This is a genomic window from Microbacterium sp. NPDC060117 (assembly GCF_042729315.1).
In the GTDB taxonomy this organism is placed as follows: domain Bacteria; phylum Actinomycetota; class Actinomycetes; order Actinomycetales; family Microbacteriaceae; genus Microbacterium.
Window position 1 is genome coordinate 777,066 of the sequence record NZ_JBHWXR010000003.1, and the last position, 18,562, is coordinate 795,627.

Annotated in this window: 15 protein-coding genes and 1 tRNA gene; 8 read left to right on the forward strand and 8 right to left on the reverse strand. The window is 69.2% G+C overall.

The genetic code is table 11. The annotated features are described in order from the left end of the window. Positions 1 to 64: 64 nt before the first annotated feature. The 6 genes from ACFWCK_RS15375 to ACFWCK_RS15400 are packed head-to-tail and all read right to left on the reverse strand — an operon-like array spanning position 65 to position 7,190. Entirely contained in the window at positions 65 to 1,801 is a 1,737-nt protein-coding gene (locus tag ACFWCK_RS15375) for a protein kinase (protein ID WP_233310792.1), read from the reverse strand. Beyond that, positions 1,798 to 3,261, reverse strand: coding sequence for a penicillin-binding protein 2 (locus ACFWCK_RS15380; protein WP_233310791.1), 1,464 nt, complete (start codon positions 3,259 to 3,261; stop codon positions 1,798 to 1,800). Before ACFWCK_RS15380 ends, ACFWCK_RS15375 begins: the two co-directional genes overlap by 4 nt. Continuing rightward, the gene (locus ACFWCK_RS15385; RefSeq protein WP_233310790.1) at positions 3,258 to 4,646 is read right to left on the reverse strand and encodes an FtsW/RodA/SpoVE family cell cycle protein; all 1,389 of its coding nucleotides are present in this window, start codon (positions 4,644 to 4,646) and stop codon (positions 3,258 to 3,260) included. The genes ACFWCK_RS15380 and ACFWCK_RS15385 overlap by 4 nt, the downstream gene beginning before the upstream one ends. Next, a complete protein-coding gene (locus ACFWCK_RS15390; RefSeq protein WP_378806680.1) occupies positions 4,643 to 5,893 on the reverse strand; it encodes a PP2C family protein-serine/threonine phosphatase in 1,251 nt (416 codons plus the stop codon). The genes ACFWCK_RS15385 and ACFWCK_RS15390 overlap by 4 nt, the downstream gene beginning before the upstream one ends. 9 nt (positions 5,894 to 5,902) lie before the next feature. Then, positions 5,903 to 6,418: an FHA domain-containing protein gene (locus tag ACFWCK_RS15395; RefSeq protein ID WP_233310788.1), complete on the reverse strand. Its 516-nt coding sequence runs from the start codon at positions 6,416 to 6,418 to the stop codon at positions 5,903 to 5,905. Positions 6,419 to 6,461: 43 nt separating this feature from the next. Further along, positions 6,462 to 7,190, reverse strand: a complete 729-nt coding sequence (locus tag ACFWCK_RS15400) for a DUF3662 and FHA domain-containing protein (protein ID WP_233311043.1) — start codon at positions 7,188 to 7,190, stop codon at positions 6,462 to 6,464. A gap of 306 nt (positions 7,191 to 7,496) precedes the next feature. On the opposite strand from ACFWCK_RS15400, the gene ACFWCK_RS15405 reads away from it, so the two are divergent. After that, positions 7,497 to 7,580, forward strand: a tRNA-Leu gene (locus ACFWCK_RS15405). A 155-nt stretch (positions 7,581 to 7,735) separates the two neighbouring features. Continuing rightward, positions 7,736 to 9,598 carry a lipase family protein gene (locus tag ACFWCK_RS15410; protein WP_378806681.1) on the forward strand — a complete coding sequence of 621 codons (1,863 nt, stop codon included), beginning with the start codon at positions 7,736 to 7,738 and terminating at the stop codon, positions 9,596 to 9,598. A 33-nt stretch (positions 9,599 to 9,631) separates the two neighbouring features. On the opposite strand, the gene ACFWCK_RS15415 is transcribed toward ACFWCK_RS15410, so the two are convergent. Then, complete coding sequence (locus ACFWCK_RS15415) at positions 9,632 to 10,417, reverse strand: DNA/RNA non-specific endonuclease (RefSeq protein ID WP_378806682.1); 786 nt, start codon at positions 10,415 to 10,417, stop codon at positions 9,632 to 9,634. Positions 10,418 to 10,616: 199 nt separating this feature from the next. Between ACFWCK_RS15415 and ACFWCK_RS15420 the strand changes: the two genes are divergently transcribed. From ACFWCK_RS15420 to ACFWCK_RS15445, 6 genes are all read left to right on the forward strand, one after another. Further along, on the forward strand, positions 10,617 to 12,722 hold the full coding sequence (locus ACFWCK_RS15420; RefSeq protein ID WP_378806683.1) for an MDR family MFS transporter: 2,106 nt from the start codon (positions 10,617 to 10,619) through the stop codon (positions 12,720 to 12,722). A 54-nt stretch (positions 12,723 to 12,776) separates the two neighbouring features. Further along, positions 12,777 to 13,394 carry a TetR/AcrR family transcriptional regulator gene (locus tag ACFWCK_RS15425; protein ID WP_378806684.1) on the forward strand — a complete coding sequence of 206 codons (618 nt, stop codon included), beginning with the start codon at positions 12,777 to 12,779 and terminating at the stop codon, positions 13,392 to 13,394. A 167-nt stretch (positions 13,395 to 13,561) separates the two neighbouring features. Beyond that, positions 13,562 to 15,637 (forward strand): MDR family MFS transporter, encoded by a 2,076-nt coding sequence (locus tag ACFWCK_RS15430; RefSeq protein WP_233310783.1) that lies wholly within the window; start codon positions 13,562 to 13,564, stop codon positions 15,635 to 15,637. A gap of 61 nt (positions 15,638 to 15,698) precedes the next feature. Further along, positions 15,699 to 16,331 (forward strand): TetR/AcrR family transcriptional regulator, encoded by a 633-nt coding sequence (locus ACFWCK_RS15435; protein ID WP_233310782.1) that lies wholly within the window; start codon positions 15,699 to 15,701, stop codon positions 16,329 to 16,331. Continuing rightward, entirely contained in the window at positions 16,328 to 16,912 is a 585-nt protein-coding gene (locus ACFWCK_RS15440; protein WP_233310781.1) for a GNAT family N-acetyltransferase, read from the forward strand. The genes ACFWCK_RS15435 and ACFWCK_RS15440 overlap by 4 nt, the downstream gene beginning before the upstream one ends. A 550-nt stretch (positions 16,913 to 17,462) precedes the next feature. After that, positions 17,463 to 17,666, forward strand: coding sequence for a cold-shock protein (locus ACFWCK_RS15445; RefSeq protein ID WP_045250254.1), 204 nt, complete (start codon positions 17,463 to 17,465; stop codon positions 17,664 to 17,666). A 207-nt stretch (positions 17,667 to 17,873) separates the two neighbouring features. Here ACFWCK_RS15445 and ACFWCK_RS15450 read toward each other — a convergent pair whose 3' ends face one another. Beyond that, entirely contained in the window at positions 17,874 to 18,548 is a 675-nt protein-coding gene (locus tag ACFWCK_RS15450; protein WP_378806685.1) for an HAD hydrolase-like protein, read from the reverse strand. Positions 18,549 to 18,562 lie beyond the last annotated feature (14 nt).

Sequence of the window (18,562 nt, forward strand, 5' to 3'; positions counted from 1 at the left end):
CACACGCGTGATCGTCGCCACAGAGGACCCCCCTCGTTCTCTCGTTCGTACTGCTCGGCCGGCGTCAGGGCGTCGGTGCCGGAGTGACCGGGCCGGTGCCCGGCAGGATCGGATCCGCCATCTGCGGCGACGGACCGCTCTCGCGCTTGCTGTCCCCGCACAGCGCGATGTACGTGGCGGTGACCTGAGCCCCGGGCTGGTTCGCGATCGAGACCTCCGCGTTCAGCGTGCCGGCGTCGAACGTCTTCTGGGATCCGTCGCCGACGAAGGTCGCGTTGGTGAGGGTCACCACGTAGCCCGACACGTTGCCCGTACCGCTCGGGCACACGAAGCCGGCCCAGCTCAGCTGCACGGTCTGACCCGCGATCGCCGGGCCGCCGAGCTTCGGAGCGGAGTCGGGAGCGCCGATCGGAGCGAGGTCGCCGTACACGGTGAGCTTGACCGAGGTGCCCTTCTTGACGTTGCCGCCGCTGGGGTCGGTGCTGTAGACCGTGCCGACCTTGTCCTGCGCGGGGGCGCTGTCACCCGTCGAGTAGGACCCGTCGAGGCCGGCGTTCTTGAGGATCTGCACGGCCTCGTCGCCGGTCTTGCCGATGAGTCCGAGCGTGCTGAGCGCGACGGTGTCGGACGTCGGCGTCGGCGCGGGCGTCGTCTTCGTGGGTGTGACGACCGGCGCCGACGACGACGTCGACGGGCCGGGCACGGGGGCCTTCTGGTTCGACAGCAACGCCCAGACGGTGCCGCCGAGCACGATGATCAGCAGCGCGATGAGGGCGATCAGCGGCCAGGTCCACGGGCTGCGCTTCTTCTTCTCCGGTGCCTCATCGGCCTCGGTCGGGATCTGCGCCGTGGTCGGCATAATCGTGGTCGCGCCCTGCGTCGCACCCATGAGCTGCGTCATGGCGTCGTCGGAGCTCGCGACCGCCCCGGCGCCCACGACGCCGGCGATGACGGCGGGTACCGCGATGGCCGCGGAGTTCAGGTCGCCGCGGCGCAGCGCCTGCGCGGCGCGCGCGACGGTGGCGGCGGAGCTCGGCCGGTCGGCCGGCTTCTTCGCGATCATCGCCATGACCAGGTTCTGCACCGGCTGCGGCACCGTGGCGGGCAGCGGCGGCGGGGCGTCGTTGATCTGCGCCATCGCGATCGCGACCTGCGACTCGCCCGTGAACGGGCGCTTCCCGGCCAGGCATTCGTACGCGACGATGCCGAGCGAGTAGATGTCGGTGGCCGGTGACGCGGCGTGCCCGGACGCCTGCTCGGGCGAGAGGTACTGCACGGTGCCCATGACCTGACCGGTGGCCGTGAGCGGCACCTGGTCGGCGATGCGGGCGATGCCGAAGTCGGTGATCTTGACCCGGCCGTCCGGCGTGATCAGCAGGTTGCCGGGCTTGATGTCGCGGTGCACGAGACCCGCGGCGTGCGCGGCCTGCAGGGCGGAGGCGGTCTGCGCGACGATGTCGAGGGTCTTGTCGGCGCTGAGGGTGCCTTCGCGCTCGATGATGGTCGAGAGGGCCTCGCCGGGAACGAGCTCCATGACGAGGTACGCGGAGCCGTTCTCCTCGCCGTAGTCGAAGACGCTCGCGATGCCCTCGTGGTTCACCAGGGCCGCGTGGCGGGCCTCGGCGCGGAAGCGCTCGAGGAAGCCAGGATCCCCCATGTACTCGTCCTTGAGGATCTTGATCGCGACGGTCCGGCCGATGACGTGGTCGGTCGCCTCCCACACCTCGCCCATGCCGCCGATGGCGATCCGAGACTGCAGCTCGTAGCGACCGCCGAAATGCACACCCTGCGTCGGCCTCATTTCTTCAGCACCGCCTCCATGACCTTCTTGGCAATCGGTGATGCGATTGCATCACCGGATCCGGATTGTCCCTGCCCACCGCCGTCTTCGACGACGACCGCAACGGCGATCTCCGGGTTCGAAGCGGGCGCGAAGCCGGTGAACCACAGCGTGTAGGGGTCCGTGTCACCGTTCTCCGCTGTGCCCGTCTTACCGGCCACGTCGACTCCGTCTATTCTTGCACCCTGCGCCGCGCCGCTTGAGACCGACGCCTGCATGGCCGCCGTGATCGCCGCGGCCTGCTCGCGGGTCATCGCCTGCTGGAACTGCGTGTTCTCGTACTGCTTCTGCACCGACAGATCATCGCCGACGACCTGGTCGACCATGCGCGGGTTCATCACGACGCCGTCGTTCGCGATGCCGGCAGAGACCATGGCCATCTGCAGCGGCGTCGCGCGCACGTCGCCCTGCCCGAAGCCGGTCAGGCCCGTCTTGTCGGGCGAGAGGCTCTTCGGGTAGGTCGATGCGGTCGACTGCAGCGGCAGCGAGAACTGCTGGCCGAAGCCGAACTTCTCGGCGGAGGCGCGGATTGCCTTGTCGCCGAGCTGCACGGCCAGCTCCGCCATGGGGATGTTGCAGCTGTACTGGATCGCGTCGGCGAGGCTCACGGTCTGGCCGTCGCCGCCCGGGCACGTGCCGCCCCACGCGTTGTGCACCGCGGTGCTGGTGCCCGGCAGGGTGAAGGCGGCCGGGTTCGGGAACGTCGACTGCATCGTGTACTTGCCGGAGTCGAGCGCGGCGGCGGCGACGACGAGCTTGAACGTGGATCCGGGTGGGTTCATGTTCCCGCCGATGGCACGGTTGGACAGCGGCTTGTTGGGGTCGGCGACGAGGCCGTCATAGGTCGCGTTCGCGGCCTTCGAGTCGTGCACGGCGAGTCCGTTCGTGTCGAAACCCGGGGTGGACACCATGGCGAGGATCCGGCCCGTCTTCGGCTCGATCGCGACCACGGCACCCTGATACCCCTGCAGTGCGTCGTAGGCGGCTTTCTGCGCTGCGGGATCGAGCGAGAGCACCACGTTGGCGCCCTTCTGCGGCTGACCGGAGATGATGCGCTGAATAGAGGACAGGAACTGCGAGCCGCCCGTGCCGCTGAGCTCGCTGTTCATCGCCTTCTCGATGCCCGTCGCGCTGCCCAGGGCGGGGTTGTAGTAGCCGGTGACCGCGGACCACATCTGCGGATCGGTGTAGACGCGCTGGAACGAGTACATGTCGTTCGACGGCGTCGATGTGGCGATCGGGGCGCCCCCGGCGATGATCGACCCGCGCTGGATCTCGTAGCTGTCCAGCTTCGTGCGCCGGTTCGCGTCGTTCTGCGAGAGGGCGTCGGCCTGCACGACCTGGATCCAGCTCACGGAACCGAACAGGGCGAGGAACATGACCAGCACGAGGATGCTGATCCGACGGAGCTCCTTGGTCATCCGATCACTACCCTGGGCTGTCGGCGCACGCCGTCGGAGATCCGCAGCAGCAGGCCCACGATCAGCCAGTTGGCGATCAGGGAGGATCCGCCCGCGGCGAGGAACGGCGTGGTGAGGCCGGTGAGGGGGATCACGCGGGTGACGCCGCCGACCATGATGAACACCTGCAGTCCGATCGTGAACGAGACGCCGACGGCGAGGAGCTTGCCGAAGTCGTCCTGGCCGGCGACGCCGATGCGCAGTCCACGGCTGACGAACACCATGTACAGGCACAGCAGCGCGAACAGGCCGATGAGGCCGATCTCCTCGCCGAGGCTGGTGATGATGAAGTCGCTCTCCGCGACGGGGGTGATCTGAGGGCGTCCCTGGCCGAGTCCGGTGCCGAGCAATCCGCCGTGCGCGAGGCCGAAGATGCCCTGCGTCAGCTGGTAGCTCTGGTTCTCCATGAGGTCGGGGTCGAACGCGTTGATCCACGTGTTGAAGCGGTTCTGCACGTAGGTGAGGAACTGCGCGACGACGGCGACGCCGATCACGACGCCCACCACGCCGATGAGCACCCAGCTGGTCTTGCCCGTCGCGACGTAGAGCATCACGATGAACATGCCGAAGATGAGCACACCCGTGCCGAGGTCGTGCTGGGCGACGATGATGGCGAGCGAGATGAGCCACACGACGATCACCGGACCGAGTTCGCGCATGCGCGGCCAGGTGATGCCCGCGAACCGCTTGCCCACGGACGAGAGGCTCTCCCGGGTGCGCACGAGGTATCCGGCGAAGAAGATCGCGAGGAAGATCTTCGAGAGCTCGCCCGGCTGGAACCCGAGCCCGCCGATCGAGATCCACACGTCCGCGTTCGCCTCGGCCTTCAGGCCGGGGATGAAGGGCAGGACCAGCAGCACGATGCCGGTCAGGCCCGACAGGTACGTGTACTTGTACAGCACGCGGTAGTTGCGCAGCAGGCTCACCAGCAGGATCGCGCCGACCACCGAGATCGCCATCCACATGAGCTGCTTGTTCGAGGACGCGTTCCAGCCGGTGTCGTGGTTCGCGATGTCGATGCGGTAGATCTCGGCGATGCCGACACCGGTGAGCAGCGTCGCGATCGGGAGCACGAACGGATCCGCATCGCTCGCGACGAAGCGCAGCGTGATGTGCAGCGCGAACACGAGCACGGCGAGGCCTCCGCCGATCAGCAGGATCATCGGGTCGATGCGGCCGAGCGCGCCCAGCTGCACGAGCGTGAGCGCCGCGCCCGCGACGATCACGGCGAACAGCAGCAGCCAGAACTCGCGGTTGCGCTGCGTCTGCGGGCCGCGGATGCGGCGCAGGGCGCGGAGCACGGCCGTGTCGGCCGCGACGTCGTGGGCGGGCGCGGTGGCGGTCATGGCGTCTTCCCCGTCCCCGCGGCGGCACGGAGGCTGTCGACGGTCGTCTGCGCGGCGGCCAGGGTGCTGGCGCTGGTGGTCTCCTTGACGGCCGACTGATAGAACGCGGGCAGGTCGGAGACCTTGATCCCGGTGTCCTCGTAGATGTGCGAGAGCGAGATGGGCCCGAGATCCTGCTGGATGCCCTGGTAGATCACGACGGTGCCCGTATCGGCGCCGACGCCGACGAAGTAGCGCGTCTGGGTCCAGGCGTAGGCGCCGAACAGCGCGGCCGCCATGAGCGCGATCACGACGATGAGGCCGGTGATCCAGCCGATCCGCCGGCGCACCGCACGGCGGTGGTCCTCTTCGATGAGCTCCTCGAGGTAGTCGGCCGCGGGCTCGAAGTGCGTGGGCTCGTTCGCCGCCTGGCGCACCGGGTGCAGCCAGCTGGGGCGCGCGGGGCGGGCCGCGGGCACGACGATACCCTGCGGATTCGCCGCCGCGCCGACGACCGTGGCGGATCCGGAGAGCACAGGGTGCTGCCCGCCGACATCGACGATCACGATCGTGACGTTGTCGGGGGCGCCCCCGTCGAGGGCGTACCTCAGGAGGCCGTCCGCGGTGCGCCCCGGCGCCATGCCGAGCCGCAGCGCCTTCTGCATGTGCGCCTCGTCGACCACGCCGCTCAGGCCGTCGGAGCACAGCAGCCAGCGGTCGCCGGGCTGGGTCGGCATGACGAACATGTCGAGCTCGGGATCCGCGTCCATGTCGCTGAGCACGCGCATCAGCACCGAACGGCGCGGGTGGTACCGCGCCTCCTCCGGGGTGATGCGTCCGGAGTCGACCAGACGCTGCACGAACGTGTGGTCGGTGGTGATCTGGGTGAGCGTCTCGTCGCGGTAGAGGTAGATGCGCGAGTCGCCGATGTGGCCGATGACCGCGTAGTCGTCGACCATGATGATCGCATCGAGCGTGGTGCCGAGGCCGGCGAGCTCCGGACGGTCCTTGACGGCGCGGATCATGTCGCCCGCGGCCGTCGTCGCGGCCGCCTGCAGCGAGGCCTCCGCATCCATGGTCGAGGGGTACGCGTGATCGAGGTTCTGCAGCCGATGGATCGCGATGCTGCTCGCGACGTCGCCCCCCGCGTGGCCGCCCATGCCGTCGGCGACGACGAACAGGTTGGCCCCGGCGTACCCGGAGTCCTGGTTGTTGGAGCGGACCTTCCCGGTGTGGGAGATCGCGGCGCTCGAGCCCTCGAAGACCATGGTCGCCGGTTACGCCCGCAGCTCGAACGTGGTGGCGCCCACCTTGATGGGTGCGCCGATCGATACGGGCACCGGGGCGCCGACGCGCTCGCCGTTCAGGAAGGTGCCGTTGGTGGAATCGAGGTCCTGCAGCATCCACGCCTCGCCCCACAGCAGCAGACGCGCGTGGTGGCTGGACGTGTAGTCGTCGCGGATCACCAGACCGGACTCGCTGGAGCGGCCGATCGACATCGGCTCGGATCCGAGCGGCACCTCGAGGCCCGCCTTCGGGCCCGAGGTGATCACGAGCTTCGTGACGGTGGACGTGGTGGCGGGGCCGCCCGGCTTGCCCTTCGGCGCGGCCGCGGGCTTCGCGGGCGCAGGCTTCGCCGCGGGAGCGCTCGCCGCTGCGGCCTGAGCCTGCGGCAGCTTGCGCACGCGTACGCCGAAGAGATCCGCGCGCAGCGAATAGACGACCGCGAACACGAAGAACCACATCAGCACGAGGAAGCCGATGCGCAGCAGGAGGAGCGTCAGTTCACTCATGCCGAAAGCTCCTCACTGATCCCTGAGGTTTGTCGGAAGGCACTCACGGGGTGACCCCGAACGCGCGGGTCGTGTCGTCGCCGCGGCCGCCGCGGGCGGGAGCAGCGACGGGCACGACCTGGAACGTCAGGTCCGTGCGGCCGATCGTGATGACCATGCCGCTCTCGAGCTGCGCCTCGCGCACGCGCTGGCCGTTGAGCTTGGTGCCGTTGGTCGAGCCCAGATCGCGGAGCATGGCGTGGTCGCCGTCCCACAGGACCTCGGCGTGCTTGCGGCTGGAACCGGCGTCGGAGATGGTGATGTCGGCGTCGCTGCCGCGCCCGATGACGGTGCGGGCCTTCGTGAGCGGGTACCGGGATCCGCCGGTCGAGATCTCGGCCTGCCAGGTGACCCGTCCGCCGGTCGAGGTCGAGGCGGACTCCACGCGCACGGTGCCGGTGGCGAGCTTGTCGTCCGCCTCGAGCGCGATGTTCACGGGGCCGGAGAAGCTGTAGCCCTGCGAGCGGGCGTGCTCCTTGACCAGGACGTGCAGCTCGTCGGTGAGAGCGGATCCGAGGCCGTGCATGGCGGTCGCATCCTCGCCGCTCAGGTGCACGAGGAACGTGCTCGGCACGATGATGCGGTCGCGACTGACGACGGCGGCCTTCGTGTCCATCTCACGGCGCAGGGCCGAAGCGATCTCCACGGGCTGGATGCCGCTGCGGAAGGTCTTCGCGAACGCGCTGTTCACTGCGCGCTCGAGACCCTTCTCAAAGCTGTCTAGTAGTCCCACTGGGCTCCCATGGCTCACCGATCGGTACGGCCATCGTAGCCACACGGCCTGAATGAACCCCCGGACGGCGCGATACGCAGGAAACCCTGAAGTGGTCGGGGATGCGGCGGGCGGACGCAGCGGCTCGGATCCGCGGGGCTCGGATCCGCGAGACTGCAACTCCGTAACGAGACTGCAGGACTATCGCGCTGTCTCGCGACGCAGATGCAGTCTCGCGGATGGGGCGGCCTGCAGGTGCGGCGCCGTGGTTCGAACCGGGTCCCGGGGCGTGATATTCTCGGGAGGTTGGTTCGTGAGGACCGACATGCGCGAGTGGCGGAATAGGTAGACGCGCTGGCTTCAGGTGCCAGTGCCTGCAAGGGCGTGGGGGTTCAAGTCCCCCCTCGCGCACAGAAGGAAAGGTCCCGGATCCGAGAGGATCCGGGACCTTTCTCGTTGCTGCGGCCATGCGGCCGGCGGCACCGGTCACAGGAGCTTCACAGGCGACCCGTGCGCGGCTACCCTGGCGTCAGCCGCGGACCGCGGTGCGAGCCGAAGGAGACGCCGTGGTTCCGAGCGAGTCCGCAACTGCGCCCGAACCGCACGAGGGGCGCACGGGATCGTTCCGTCGCCTGTCCGTGATGATCGCGCGGCAGAGCACGCCCATCCGCATCGTGCTGGGTCTCGCGCTCGTCGCGGTCGGTGTCGTCTTCCTCCTCGTGTCGATGACGGTGCAGACGATCGCGTTGGTCACCGGGATCGGGATCGCGCTGGCGGGGTTCGCCGTGCTGCTCACGGCGGGCGACGCCGGCGAGCCCGGTGAGGGCGCTGGATCCGGGTCGCGTCCGGCGGCCGTGATCGTCTCGCGCGTGCTCGGCGTGCTGCTGGTGCTGCTCGGTCTGGGCATGGCGCTGTGGCCGGTCGCCGGTGCGCCGCTGCTGTCCACGCTGCTCACTGTCGCGCTGGTCGCCTTCGCCGTGGCGACCGCCGTGCGCGCCCTCCGACCCGGCGCGGATCAGCGCGTCACCGGGATCATCGCGGCCGTCGCGACGCTCGCGGTCGCGACGATCACCGTGTTCTGGCCCGTGCTGACGCTGGTCGTGTTCCGCCTCGGAGTGGGCGCGTGGTTCGTCTTCATCGGGCTGCAGCTTCTCGTGCGGGCGCTGTGGCGACGCTCCTCCGGGCACCGCGCCCCGGGCGGACGCCGCGGGGTGCGCTGGCTCCGCACGATCGGGGCGAGCGTCGCGCTCGTCCTGGCGGTCGCGCTCGCCGCGGGCAGCGGCGTGCTGCTCGGCGGCACTCCGCTGCCGGCGCCGGACGCCTTCTACACGCCGCCCGCCGATGTGCCGTCGAAGGCCGGCGCGCTGATCCGCTCCGAGCCGATGACCGTCGGAGTGCCCGCCGGGGCGAGGGCCTGGCGCATCCTCTACACGACCACGAATCCCGACGGATCCCCGGCGGTGAGCAGCGGCACGGTGCTCGCACCTGCGACCCCCGGGCCGGATCCGCTCCCGCTGCTCACCGTCTCGCACGGCACGGTCGGCGTGGTCCCCGGCTGTGCACCCTCGCTCAGCGCCGCGCCGTTCGCCGACGGTGCGGGCACGGCCATGGTCGACATGGTCGTGAAGCACGGCTGGGTCGCCGTGACGAGCGACTACATCGGCCTGGGCACCAAGGGTCCGCACCCCTACCTCGTGGGCGACGCGGAGGCGCGCAACGTGTGGGACGCCTCCAAGGCCGTGCTCGGTTTCAGCGAGCTCAAGGTCTCGACCGACACCGTGATCTGGGGCCACTCGCAGGGCGGCCAGGGGTCGCTGTGGACCGGCCAGATCGCCGGGTCGTACGCGCCGGAGCTCACGGTCAAGGGCGTCGCCGCGTTCGCACCGGCATCCAACCTGTACGCGCTCGCCGAGGCCATCAAGTCGGAGACAGCGGGCAAGACGGTGTCGGCGTACATCGCGGCGACCTGGGACAAGGTGTTCCCCGACCTCGACGTCGAGAAGAACCTCACCCCCGGATCCGCAGGTCCTGTGGAGCGCATCGGCGGGCTCTGCTTCAACGGCCGGGACGGGCTCGCGGCGATCCTGCGCGGCAGCCAGGTGCCGAACCAGATCTTCCCGAACGCTCTGCTCGACGGCCCGTTCGGGGACGAGCTCAAGAAGCAGGAGCCCACTGGGCCGTTCCCCGCCCCTCTGCTCGTCGCTCAGGGGCTCGCGGATCCGCTCGTCAAGCCGGCGATCCAGCATGAGTGGGTGCAGGCCCGCTGCGACGCGGGGATCCCGATCGACTACCGCACCTACCCGGGACTCGGGCACGTGGAGCTGGTCGGGCCAGACTCGCCCCTCACGCCGCAGCTCGAGCAGTGGACCCTGGACCGCTGGGACGGCAAGGCGCCGACCCCGGACTGCGCCGACTTGCCCGCGGGCTGAGCACGCTCCCCGATCCGTCGGCCGGTCACGGACTCAGAGCACGATGTCGTCGTCGCTCTGCAGTGGAATCCACTCCTCCGCCCGTACCGTGCGCGGGGGCAGCACATCGGCCGCGACGAGCGGCCCGACGTCGGCGCCGGCGAGGGCGGCGATGTCTGCGACGGGCACCTGGAAGGTGCGGAAGCCTCCGAGCGGTGCGACCGGGAGCAGCCCGTTGCCGGCGTCGACCAGTTCCGTCTGGTCGAGCACGAACCCTGCCGCCGCGAGCGAGCCGGACGAGACCCAGGCCGCGATCTTCCAGAACCGCAGCGGAATCAGGATGCCGCGGTACGGCGGGTCATCGTCGGCGAGCACGGGAGCGGTGAACACGGAGAGGCGCTGCTCGGTCGCCTCGGCGTAGGACATCACGTGGTCCTCGAGCCCGAGCCACAGTTCGGGACCTTGATTGAACCGGGCGGCCTGCGGCGCGGCGTTCGGGTAGACGAAGGTGGCCTCCATCGCCGTCCGCGCCTCGCCGGTCTCACCCCAGCCGGGATCGCGACGGCGCACCAGGTGGCCCCGATCGAGATCGTTGCGCGCGTAGACGGCCGGACCGGTCTGTTCGTCCTCGCCCACCCGAGGGTCGAGTCGCCACTCGCCCGTGCGCGGCAGATCGCGCATCGTGCGCCCGTCGATGTTCACCCCGGTGGCCGCGGCGAGCTTGCGGCCCGGATCCAGCAGCACCGTGAAGCGCGGATACGAGAGCTCGCGCACCTCCTGCGCAGGGCGCGGAAGGGGAACGGATGAAGAGAGGAACCCGGAGTCGTAGCCGTCGGCCATGCGTCCATCGTGACGGATGCCTCCGACAAGACGGACGGCCCGGCGGCCTGGATCCGAATCCGTGCGTGCAGGAAAGCTTGCAAGGGTGTAACATTGCAGGGTTGCAAGTTTTGCGCCGGCGTCGGCGCCCGCGTCGATCGACGAAGTCCGCGGGCAGGATCCGCACCGCTCCATCCCCCGTTCTCCTGGAAGGACCTCCATGGCAACCGCCACCGACACCGTCACAACGGTCGAGGCGCCCGCCCCGCTCGCCGCGAAGCCGATCATGACGCACAAGCAGATCATGCTCGTGATCTACGGCCTGATGAGCGGCATGTTCCTGTCGTCGCTCGCGCAGACCGTCTTCGGCACCGCGATCCGCACGATCGGTGACGACCTGCACGGCCTCGACCAGCAGGCCTGGGTCACCACGGCGTTCCTCATCACCTCGACCATCGCCGTGCCGATCTACGGCAAGCTCAGTGACATCTTCGGCCGCCGGCCTCTGTTCATCCTCGGCATCGTCATCTTCATCCTGGGATCCACGCTCTCCGCGTTCTCGACCTCGATGATGATGCTCGCCGCGTTCCGCGCGTTCCAGGGCATCGGCGCCGGTGCCCTCATGGCGCTCCCCCTCGCGATCATGGGAGACATCCTCGCCCCGCGTGAGCGTGCCAAGTACCAGGGCTACTTCTTCGCGGTCTTCGGCATCGCGACCGTGATCGGCCCGCTGGTCGGCGGTCTGTTCGCCGGCGCGAAGGAGATCCTCTGGATCGACGGCTGGCGCTGGACGTTCCTCATCAACATCCCGCTGGGCCTGTTCGCGCTGTTCATGGTGATCACGTTCCTGCACCTGCCGAAGGTGGGGAAGCGCCAGGGTCCGCGGATCGACTGGTGGGGTGCGACGGCCGTGATCGTGGCGCTCGTGCCGCTGCTCATCGTCGTCGAGCAGGGCCGCGCCTGGGGCTGGGACTCCGTCGCTTCCATCGCCTGCTACGTGATCGGCGGCATCGGGCTCGTCGCGTTCATCGTGATCGAGGCCCTCATGAAGGACGACGCGATCATCCCGCTGAAGCTGTTCCGCTCCGGCACCTTCTCGATGGCCACCGTACTGGGCTTCCTCGTCGGCTTCGCGATGTTCGGCGCGATGATGACCATCCCGCTGTACATGCAGATCGTCGTGGGGATGAACCCGACCGAGTCCGGCCTGTCGATGCTGCCGCTGATCGTCGGTCTCATGATCGCCTCACTCGCCTCGGGTCAGCTCACCGCGCGCACCGGCAAGTACCGCATCTTCCCGGTCCTCGGCACGCTGTTCACGGCGGTCGGCTTCTTCTCGCTCACGCTCATCCGGTACGAGACGCCGCTGTGGCAGATCTTCGTCGGCATGTTCGTGCTGGGTCTCGGGCTCGGCCAGCTCATGCAGCCGCTGACGCTCGCCAGCCAGAACTCGGTCGACCCGCACGAGATGGGCGTCGCCTCGAGCGCCGCCACCTTCTTCCGCCAGATCGGCGGAACCCTGGGTACGGCCGTCATGCTCTCCGTGCTGTTCTCGATGCTCCCGGCCAACATCCTGCACGCCACCGAGGACAAGGCGAACCTGAGTGCCGCGCTGGACGCGGCTCTGGATCCGGCGACGTCGTCCAAGGCCGAGAACGCCGCGATCATGAAGCAGCAGTGGAGCGCGATCGTCGGTCCGCTGACCGAGAACATCCAGGCGCAGCTCGACAAGGGCGTGGCCGAGGGCGACACGAAGGCGAAGGCCGCCGCGGGCGACGCCGTCACCAGCGCGGTGACCGCCGGCGTGAACCAGGCCGTCGCCGCGGGTCAGCTGCCCGCCGAGGCCGCGCCCGCCGTGATCGCGCAGAAGGTCGCCGAGGCGACCCCCGCCGCCGAGGCCGCCGCGCACCAGAAGGTGCTGACCGCGGTCGCCGAGAAGGCGCACGCCTCGGTGCAGGGCGACACGGTCGCGGTCGACTGGGCCGATCACGACCAGCGCACCTACTGGGTCGACCAGTTGGTGCCGACGCTGCAGGACGAGATCAAGAAGAAGGAGAACGACGCCTCCGGATCCGGTTCCGGCACCGCGGTGAACGACACCTCCTTCCTGACCGGTGCGGACGCGGCGCTCAGCAAGCCGTTCATGATCGGCTTCATCCAGGGTCTCGTGACGCTCTACTGGGTCGGGTTCGGCGTGATCCTGCTCGCGTTCGTGCTCACCTGGTTCTTCAAGGTGCCGCCGCTGCGCGCGCGTTCCGCCCTGCAGGAGCAAGCGGACAAGGCCGGCATGACCGAGACCGGGAGCATCAGGACCCACAAGGCCTGAGCAGAGCCTGACGAGCGCCGGGGCCCATCCGCCCCGGCGCTCGAGGAGAGCGAGATGACGAACTTCGATGAGATGACCGCGGCGGATCCGCACGCGGAGAACTGCGGGCGCCGTGAGCGCAAGAAGCAGCAGACGCGCCTGGCGCTGCACGAGGCCACGCTGCGGCTGGTGGATGAGAAGGGCCTCGACGGCACCACGGTCGAGCAGATCTGCGAGGCGGTCGACGTCTCGCCGCGCACCTTCTTCAACTACTTCCCTTCGAAGGCGGCCGCCGCCCTGGACCTGCCCGACTCCGGGATCTCCCCCGAGGGCGCCGATGCGTTCCGCGCGGCCGAGGGCGAGCTGGTGCCGGCGCTGTGCGAACTCATCGGCGCCTCGATGGACGACGCCCAGCAGCGCAAGCGCATGAAGGCCCTGGTGATGCGGCGCCCCGAGCTCATGCCGGCCTTCGCGCAGTGGATGGGCGGCGTGCGGGAGCAGTACTTCCACCTGGTCCGCGAGCGCGCGGATGACGCCGAGGCGATGGCCGCCGTCGCGCTCACCATGGCGGCGCTCAGCGTGATCGTGCACGACGGCACCGCCGGCGGCGAACGCCCCGGTGCCGCACGGCTGCTCGAGGCCGTGGAGCAGCTGGTGGCCGCCCGGGGCGCCCTGCTGCGCGACGCGGCCTGAGCCGGATCCCCGCAGATCCAGGAATCTCATAGCGAAACTGCGTTTGCGCAACCTTTCCCATCGTGTAATCTTGCAGGGCTGCAACATTCTTGCCGCCAACGTCGGCGCTCGAGGCGACGGGTGTCGACGACGAGCTCCGGCGTCCTCGATCCACCCGAAGGGACTCCATGTCCACCGCGACTGCAACCACAGGGGCGACGCGCACCGAGCGCAAGCACAACGCCCCGATCATGACGCACAGGCAGATCCTGCTCGTCATCTACGGCCTCATGGCCGGCATGTTCCTGTCGTCTCTCGACCAGACGATCGTCGGCACGGCGATCCGCACGATCGGCGACGACCTGCACGGCCTCGACCAGCAGGCCTGGGTCACCACGGCGTATCTGATCACGTCGACGATCTCGGTGCCGATCTACGGCAAGCTCAGCGACATCTTCGGCCGCCGGCCGCTGTTCATCTTCGGCATCTCGGTGTTCATCATCGGATCCGTGCTCTCGACGTTCTCGACGTCGATGCTGATGCTGGCCGGCTTCCGCGCCTTCCAGGGCATCGGCGCCGGTGCGCTGATGTCGCTGCCGCTCGCGATCATGGCCGACATCCTCGCCCCGCGTGAGCGTGCCAAGTACCAGGGCTACTTCTTCGCCGTGTTCGGCATCTCGTCGCTGATCGGCCCGCTCGTGGGCGGTCTGTTCGCCGGTGCGAACGAGATCCTCTGGATCTCCGGATGGCGCTGGGTGTTCCTCATCAACCTGCCGATCGGCCTCATCGCGCTCGCCATGGTGATCGCGTTCCTGCACCTCCCCAAGGTCGGGAAGCACACGAACCCGCGCATCGACTGGTGGGGTGCGACGGCCGTGATCGTGGCGCTGGTGCCGCTGCTGCTGGTGGCCGAGCAGGGCCGCGAGTGGGGCTGGTCGTCGTTCGCCGCGATCGCCTGCTACGTGATCGGCGGCCTCGGGGCGATCGCCTTCGTGCTGATCGAGATCGCGATGAAGGACGACGCGATCATCCCGATCCGGCTGTTCCACTCCAACACGTTCTCGATGGCGACCGTCATCGGCGTGCTCGTCGGCTTCGGCATGTTCGGCGCGATGATGACCATCCCGCTGTACATGCAGATCGTCGCCGGCCTGACGCCCACGGAGTCGGGCTTCGCCATGCTGCCGATGGTCGTGGGCCTCATGACGTCGTCGATGGCGGCCGGTCAGATCACGTCGCGCACCGGGAAGTACGGCATCTTCCCGCGCACGGGCACGCTGTGCACGGCGCTCGGCTTCCTGCTGCTCACGTTCGTCTCGTCCAGCACGCCGGTGTGGTTCATGATGATCGGTATGTTCGTGGTGGGCCTCGGTCTCGGCCAGCTCATGCAGTCGCTCACCATGGCGAGCCAGAACGCGGTCGCCGCCCCCGACATGGGCGTCGCCACGAGCGCCGCGACCTTCTTCCGCCAGATCGGCGGAACGCTGGGCACCGCGATCATGCTCTCGATCCTGTTCACGCTGCTGCCGCTGAACATCACGCACAGCATGGCGGACAAGCCGACGCTGACCGCCGCGCTGAACGCGGCCCTGGATCCTGCCGTGGCCGGCAAGGAGCAGAACAAGGCCGTGATGAAGCAGCTGTGGACGCCGATCACCGGTCCGCTCGAGCAGAACATCCAGGCGCAGCTCGACAAGGGCGCTGCCGCGGCGAAGACCGCGGCCGGCGAGGCCGTGACGCAGAAGGTCACCGACGGCGTGAACCAGGCCGTCGCCGCGGGTCAGCTCCCGGCGGCCGCGGCACAGACCGTGATCGACCAGAAGGTGGCGGAGGCGACACCGGCGGCCGAGGCCGCGGCTCTGCAGGCGGTCGCCGACAAGGCGCACGCGACGGTGCAGGACGGCAAGGTGGTCGTGGACTGGTCGAACAAGGATCAGCGCTCCTACTGGGTCGATCAGCTCGTGCCGAACATCGTCAAGGAGATCGACAAGGGCACGTCGAAGGCGTCGAGCGGATCCAGCAGCTCGGTGAGTGACACGTCGTTCCTGAACGGCGCGGACCCCGTGCTCACCAAGCCGTTCATGGTCGGCTTCACGCAGGCCATCGACATCATCTACTGGGTCGGCTTCGGGGTGCTCATGCTCGCGTTCGTGCTGAGCTGGTTCTTCAAGGCTCCGCCGCTGCGCACCCGCTCGGCGCTGCAGGAGCAGGCCGACGAGGCCGGCGTCAGCGAGACCGGCACCATCAGGACCCAGCAGGCCTGAGCGGACGGGCCGGAACGGGCGGATTCCCGTTCCGGCCCTCCCGTCGGGAAGGATGATGACCATGATCGAGACCGCCGACGGCCGGGGCGCCGCGAGCGAGCGCGCCGGTGAGGGCCGACGTGAGCGCAAGAAGCAGCAGACCCGTCAGGCTCTGCACGAGGCGGCCCTGCGCCTCGTCGAGGAGCAGGGCCTCGACGGCACCACGATCGAGCAGATCTGCGAGGCCGTCGACGTCTCGCCGCGGACCTTCTTCAACTACTTCCCGTCGAAGGCGGCTGCGGCGCTGAAGCTGCCGGAGTCCGGGGCCGCCGCCGACGTGGTGACGCGCTTCCTGCATGCTCGCGGCGAGCTCGTACCGGCGCTGTGCGAGGTCGTCGGCTCGTCGATGGACGAGGGCATGGACCGGCAGCGCATCAAGCAGCTGCTCATCCGCCGGCCCGAGCTGCTGCCCGCGTTCTCGCAGTGGATGGGATCCGTGCGCGAGCAGCTCATCGACCTCGCCGAGCGCCGGGCGGCCGATCATGACGAGGCCGTGCGCGCGGTGTCGCTCGTGCTCGCCGCGATGAACGTGCTGGTGCACACCCGGGCGACCCCGGACCGGCCGGGTGCCGAGCGCCTGCTGCAGGCCCTGGACGGGCTCGTCGACGTGCGCGCCGCCCGGATGTCGGATCCGGACCGTAGCCTGGAGGCATGACCCCCTCCGCTCTGGAACGGATCGCCCTCCCGCTGCGCACCGAGCGGCTGATCGTGCGCGCGAGCACGCCGGCCGACTCCGACGCCGTGTGGCGCTACCGCCGTCTCGACGAGGTCTCCCGCTGGCTGACCACGGCGCCCGCCGATGCCGAGGAGTTCCGTGCGCATTTCACGGATCCGGACCGGCTCGCGATCACCCTGCTCGTGGAGCTGCCCGGCACCGGCGTGATCGGCGACATCATGGTGCGCGTCGAGGACGCCTGGTCTCAGGCCGAGGTGCGCGCGCAGGCCGCGGGTGTGCAGGCGGAGCTCGGCTGGGCCATGGATCCCGCGCAGCAGGGCCGGGGCTACGCGACCGAGGCGGTGCGCGCGGTGATGGCCGCGTGCTTCACCGCGCTCGGGCTGCGGCGGGTCAGCGCGGGCTGCTTCGCCGCGAACGAGGCCTCGTGGCGGATGATGGAGCGGCTCGGAATGCGGCGTGAGGAGCACAGCCGTGGCACGGCCCTGCACCGCAGCGGCGAGTGGATGGATGGCATGAACTACGGGATTCTCGCCGAAGAATGGCGCTCCCTGACCGATTGAGAGCGTTTTCCGATCGGCACGCCCGTGCCACCTGGACAGGGTGCGCGCCCTCGCCTAGTGTGGACCGCGCGCACGTGAAGACGGCCGCTCCCGCCTGACGTCCCCAGCGAAGGCGGAAGGTCTTCCCCAGAGACCGGCGGTCAGTGCGTGCAATGGCCCCCTCGGCGCATCCAGTCCCCAATGGATCCCCCGAGGGGGCCGCTTCGTCCCCAGTATTCCGATGTATTGCGATGATATCCCCGCGAAGAGATTTTGTCCCCCTTTTGGGGGACAAAATCTCCGAACATGGGTTATGCTGGTCTCAGACGCACCCTCCGGTCGTCCTGGGTCCCCATCGCTCCCCCCGCGGTGGGGACCCGCTCCATTTCGTCGGCATGCGTGCCGCTCCGCACGATGAGTGCGACCGGCGCCGATCGGATCCGGCGCTCACGCGGCCTTGCAACATTTTCGTCACCTTGTCATCCGGGGTGTTGCGATGCGGGTCGACTCGGATAGCGTTAGCATCGTCGACGCGTCTGCGCCGGCGTAAGCCCAAGCAAGAAGGCAGTACATGACTCAGGGCACGGTTAAGTGGTTCAACTCGGAGAAGGGCTTCGGCTTCATCTCCCCCGACGACGGTGGAGCTGACGTGTTCGCGCACTACTCCGCCATTGCATCCTCCGGCTACCGCTCGCTCGACGAGAACCAGCGCGTCGAGTTCGATGTGGCGCAGGGCCCCAAGGGCCTGCAGGCCGAGAACATCCGTCCGCTCTGAGCGACACGGACTTCTGACTCCCCCGGTGCTTCGGCACCGGGGGAGTTCTCTTTGTGCGCTCCTTGACCCACCCGCGGTGACCGTGAGAACCGCACCCCTGACCGCGAGACCGAACCTGTGTCTCGAGACCGACGATCGTATCGTCGGTCTCGAGATGGAAGTCGGGTCTCGCGGAAGGCCGGGGCGATCGGGCTCGGCCGGATCCGGTCAGGCCGCGGGCAGCAGGATCCGCAGCAGCTCGTCGGGGGTCGCGACCTCGGCGACGGCGCCGGCCGACTCCCCCGGCTCGCCGAAGCCCCAGGTGACGAAGATCACGGGAACGCCGAGCGGCGCTGCGCCCTCGATGTCGTGCAGGCGATCGCCGATCAGGACGGGGCTGCTGACGTCGACACCCGCGTCGGCCAGGCGGCTCAGTGCGCGGCGGAGGACCGCCTCCTTCCCGTCGTGCAGGCCTGCGGCATCGGGCAGGGCGCCGGCGACGACGACGAAGTCGTCGATGAGGCCATAGTGCTCCAGGATCGCCAGCACCTGGTTCTCCGGCTTCGAGCTCGCCGTGGCCTGCGGGATCCCCGCGGCCTTGACGGTCTGCAGTGCTTCGGCCACCCCCGGGTAGATCCGCACGCTCGCGGCATAGCCGTCGCGCATGGCCAGCTCGCGATACTTCCGCACCGCCAGATGCGCGTCCGCCTCGGACAGACCGGCCAGGTCGCGGAACGACTCGAACATCGGCGGACCGATCCAGCGGGACAGCTCGCTCTGCGCGGGCTCCGGGAGGCCGAACGCGGCGTACACCTCGACGAGACGAGGCAGGATCCCGGCGGAGGCGTCGGCGATCGTGCCGTCGACGTCCCAGAGGATGCAGGTGTAGGGGGATGCAGCCATGTTCATGCCTCTCG

Bases quoted from the DNA above. Each gene is read 5' to 3' on its own strand.
- ACFWCK_RS15375 (WP_233310792.1), bottom strand. From the start codon at position 1,801: ATGAGGCCGACGCAGGGTGTGCATTTCGGCGGTCGCTACGAGCTGCAG.
- ACFWCK_RS15380 (WP_233310791.1), bottom strand. From the start codon at position 3,261: ATGACCAAGGAGCTCCGTCGGATCAGCATCCTCGTGCTGGTCATGTTC.
- ACFWCK_RS15385 (WP_233310790.1), bottom strand. From the start codon at position 4,646: ATGACCGCCACCGCGCCCGCCCACGACGTCGCGGCCGACACGGCCGTG.
- ACFWCK_RS15390 (WP_378806680.1), bottom strand. From the start codon at position 5,893: ATGGTCTTCGAGGGCTCGAGCGCCGCGATCTCCCACACCGGGAAGGTC.
- ACFWCK_RS15395 (WP_233310788.1), bottom strand. From the start codon at position 6,418: ATGAGTGAACTGACGCTCCTCCTGCTGCGCATCGGCTTCCTCGTGCTG.
- ACFWCK_RS15415 (WP_378806682.1), bottom strand. From the start codon at position 10,417: ATGGCCGACGGCTACGACTCCGGGTTCCTCTCTTCATCCGTTCCCCTT.
- ACFWCK_RS15420 (WP_378806683.1), top strand. From the start codon at position 10,617: ATGGCAACCGCCACCGACACCGTCACAACGGTCGAGGCGCCCGCCCCG.
- ACFWCK_RS15425 (WP_378806684.1), top strand. From the start codon at position 12,777: ATGACGAACTTCGATGAGATGACCGCGGCGGATCCGCACGCGGAGAAC.
- ACFWCK_RS15430 (WP_233310783.1), top strand. From the start codon at position 13,562: ATGTCCACCGCGACTGCAACCACAGGGGCGACGCGCACCGAGCGCAAG.
- ACFWCK_RS15435 (WP_233310782.1), top strand. From the start codon at position 15,699: ATGATCGAGACCGCCGACGGCCGGGGCGCCGCGAGCGAGCGCGCCGGT.
- ACFWCK_RS15440 (WP_233310781.1), top strand. From the start codon at position 16,328: ATGACCCCCTCCGCTCTGGAACGGATCGCCCTCCCGCTGCGCACCGAG.
- ACFWCK_RS15445 (WP_045250254.1), top strand. From the start codon at position 17,463: ATGACTCAGGGCACGGTTAAGTGGTTCAACTCGGAGAAGGGCTTCGGC.
- ACFWCK_RS15450 (WP_378806685.1), bottom strand. From the start codon at position 18,548: ATGGCTGCATCCCCCTACACCTGCATCCTCTGGGACGTCGACGGCACG.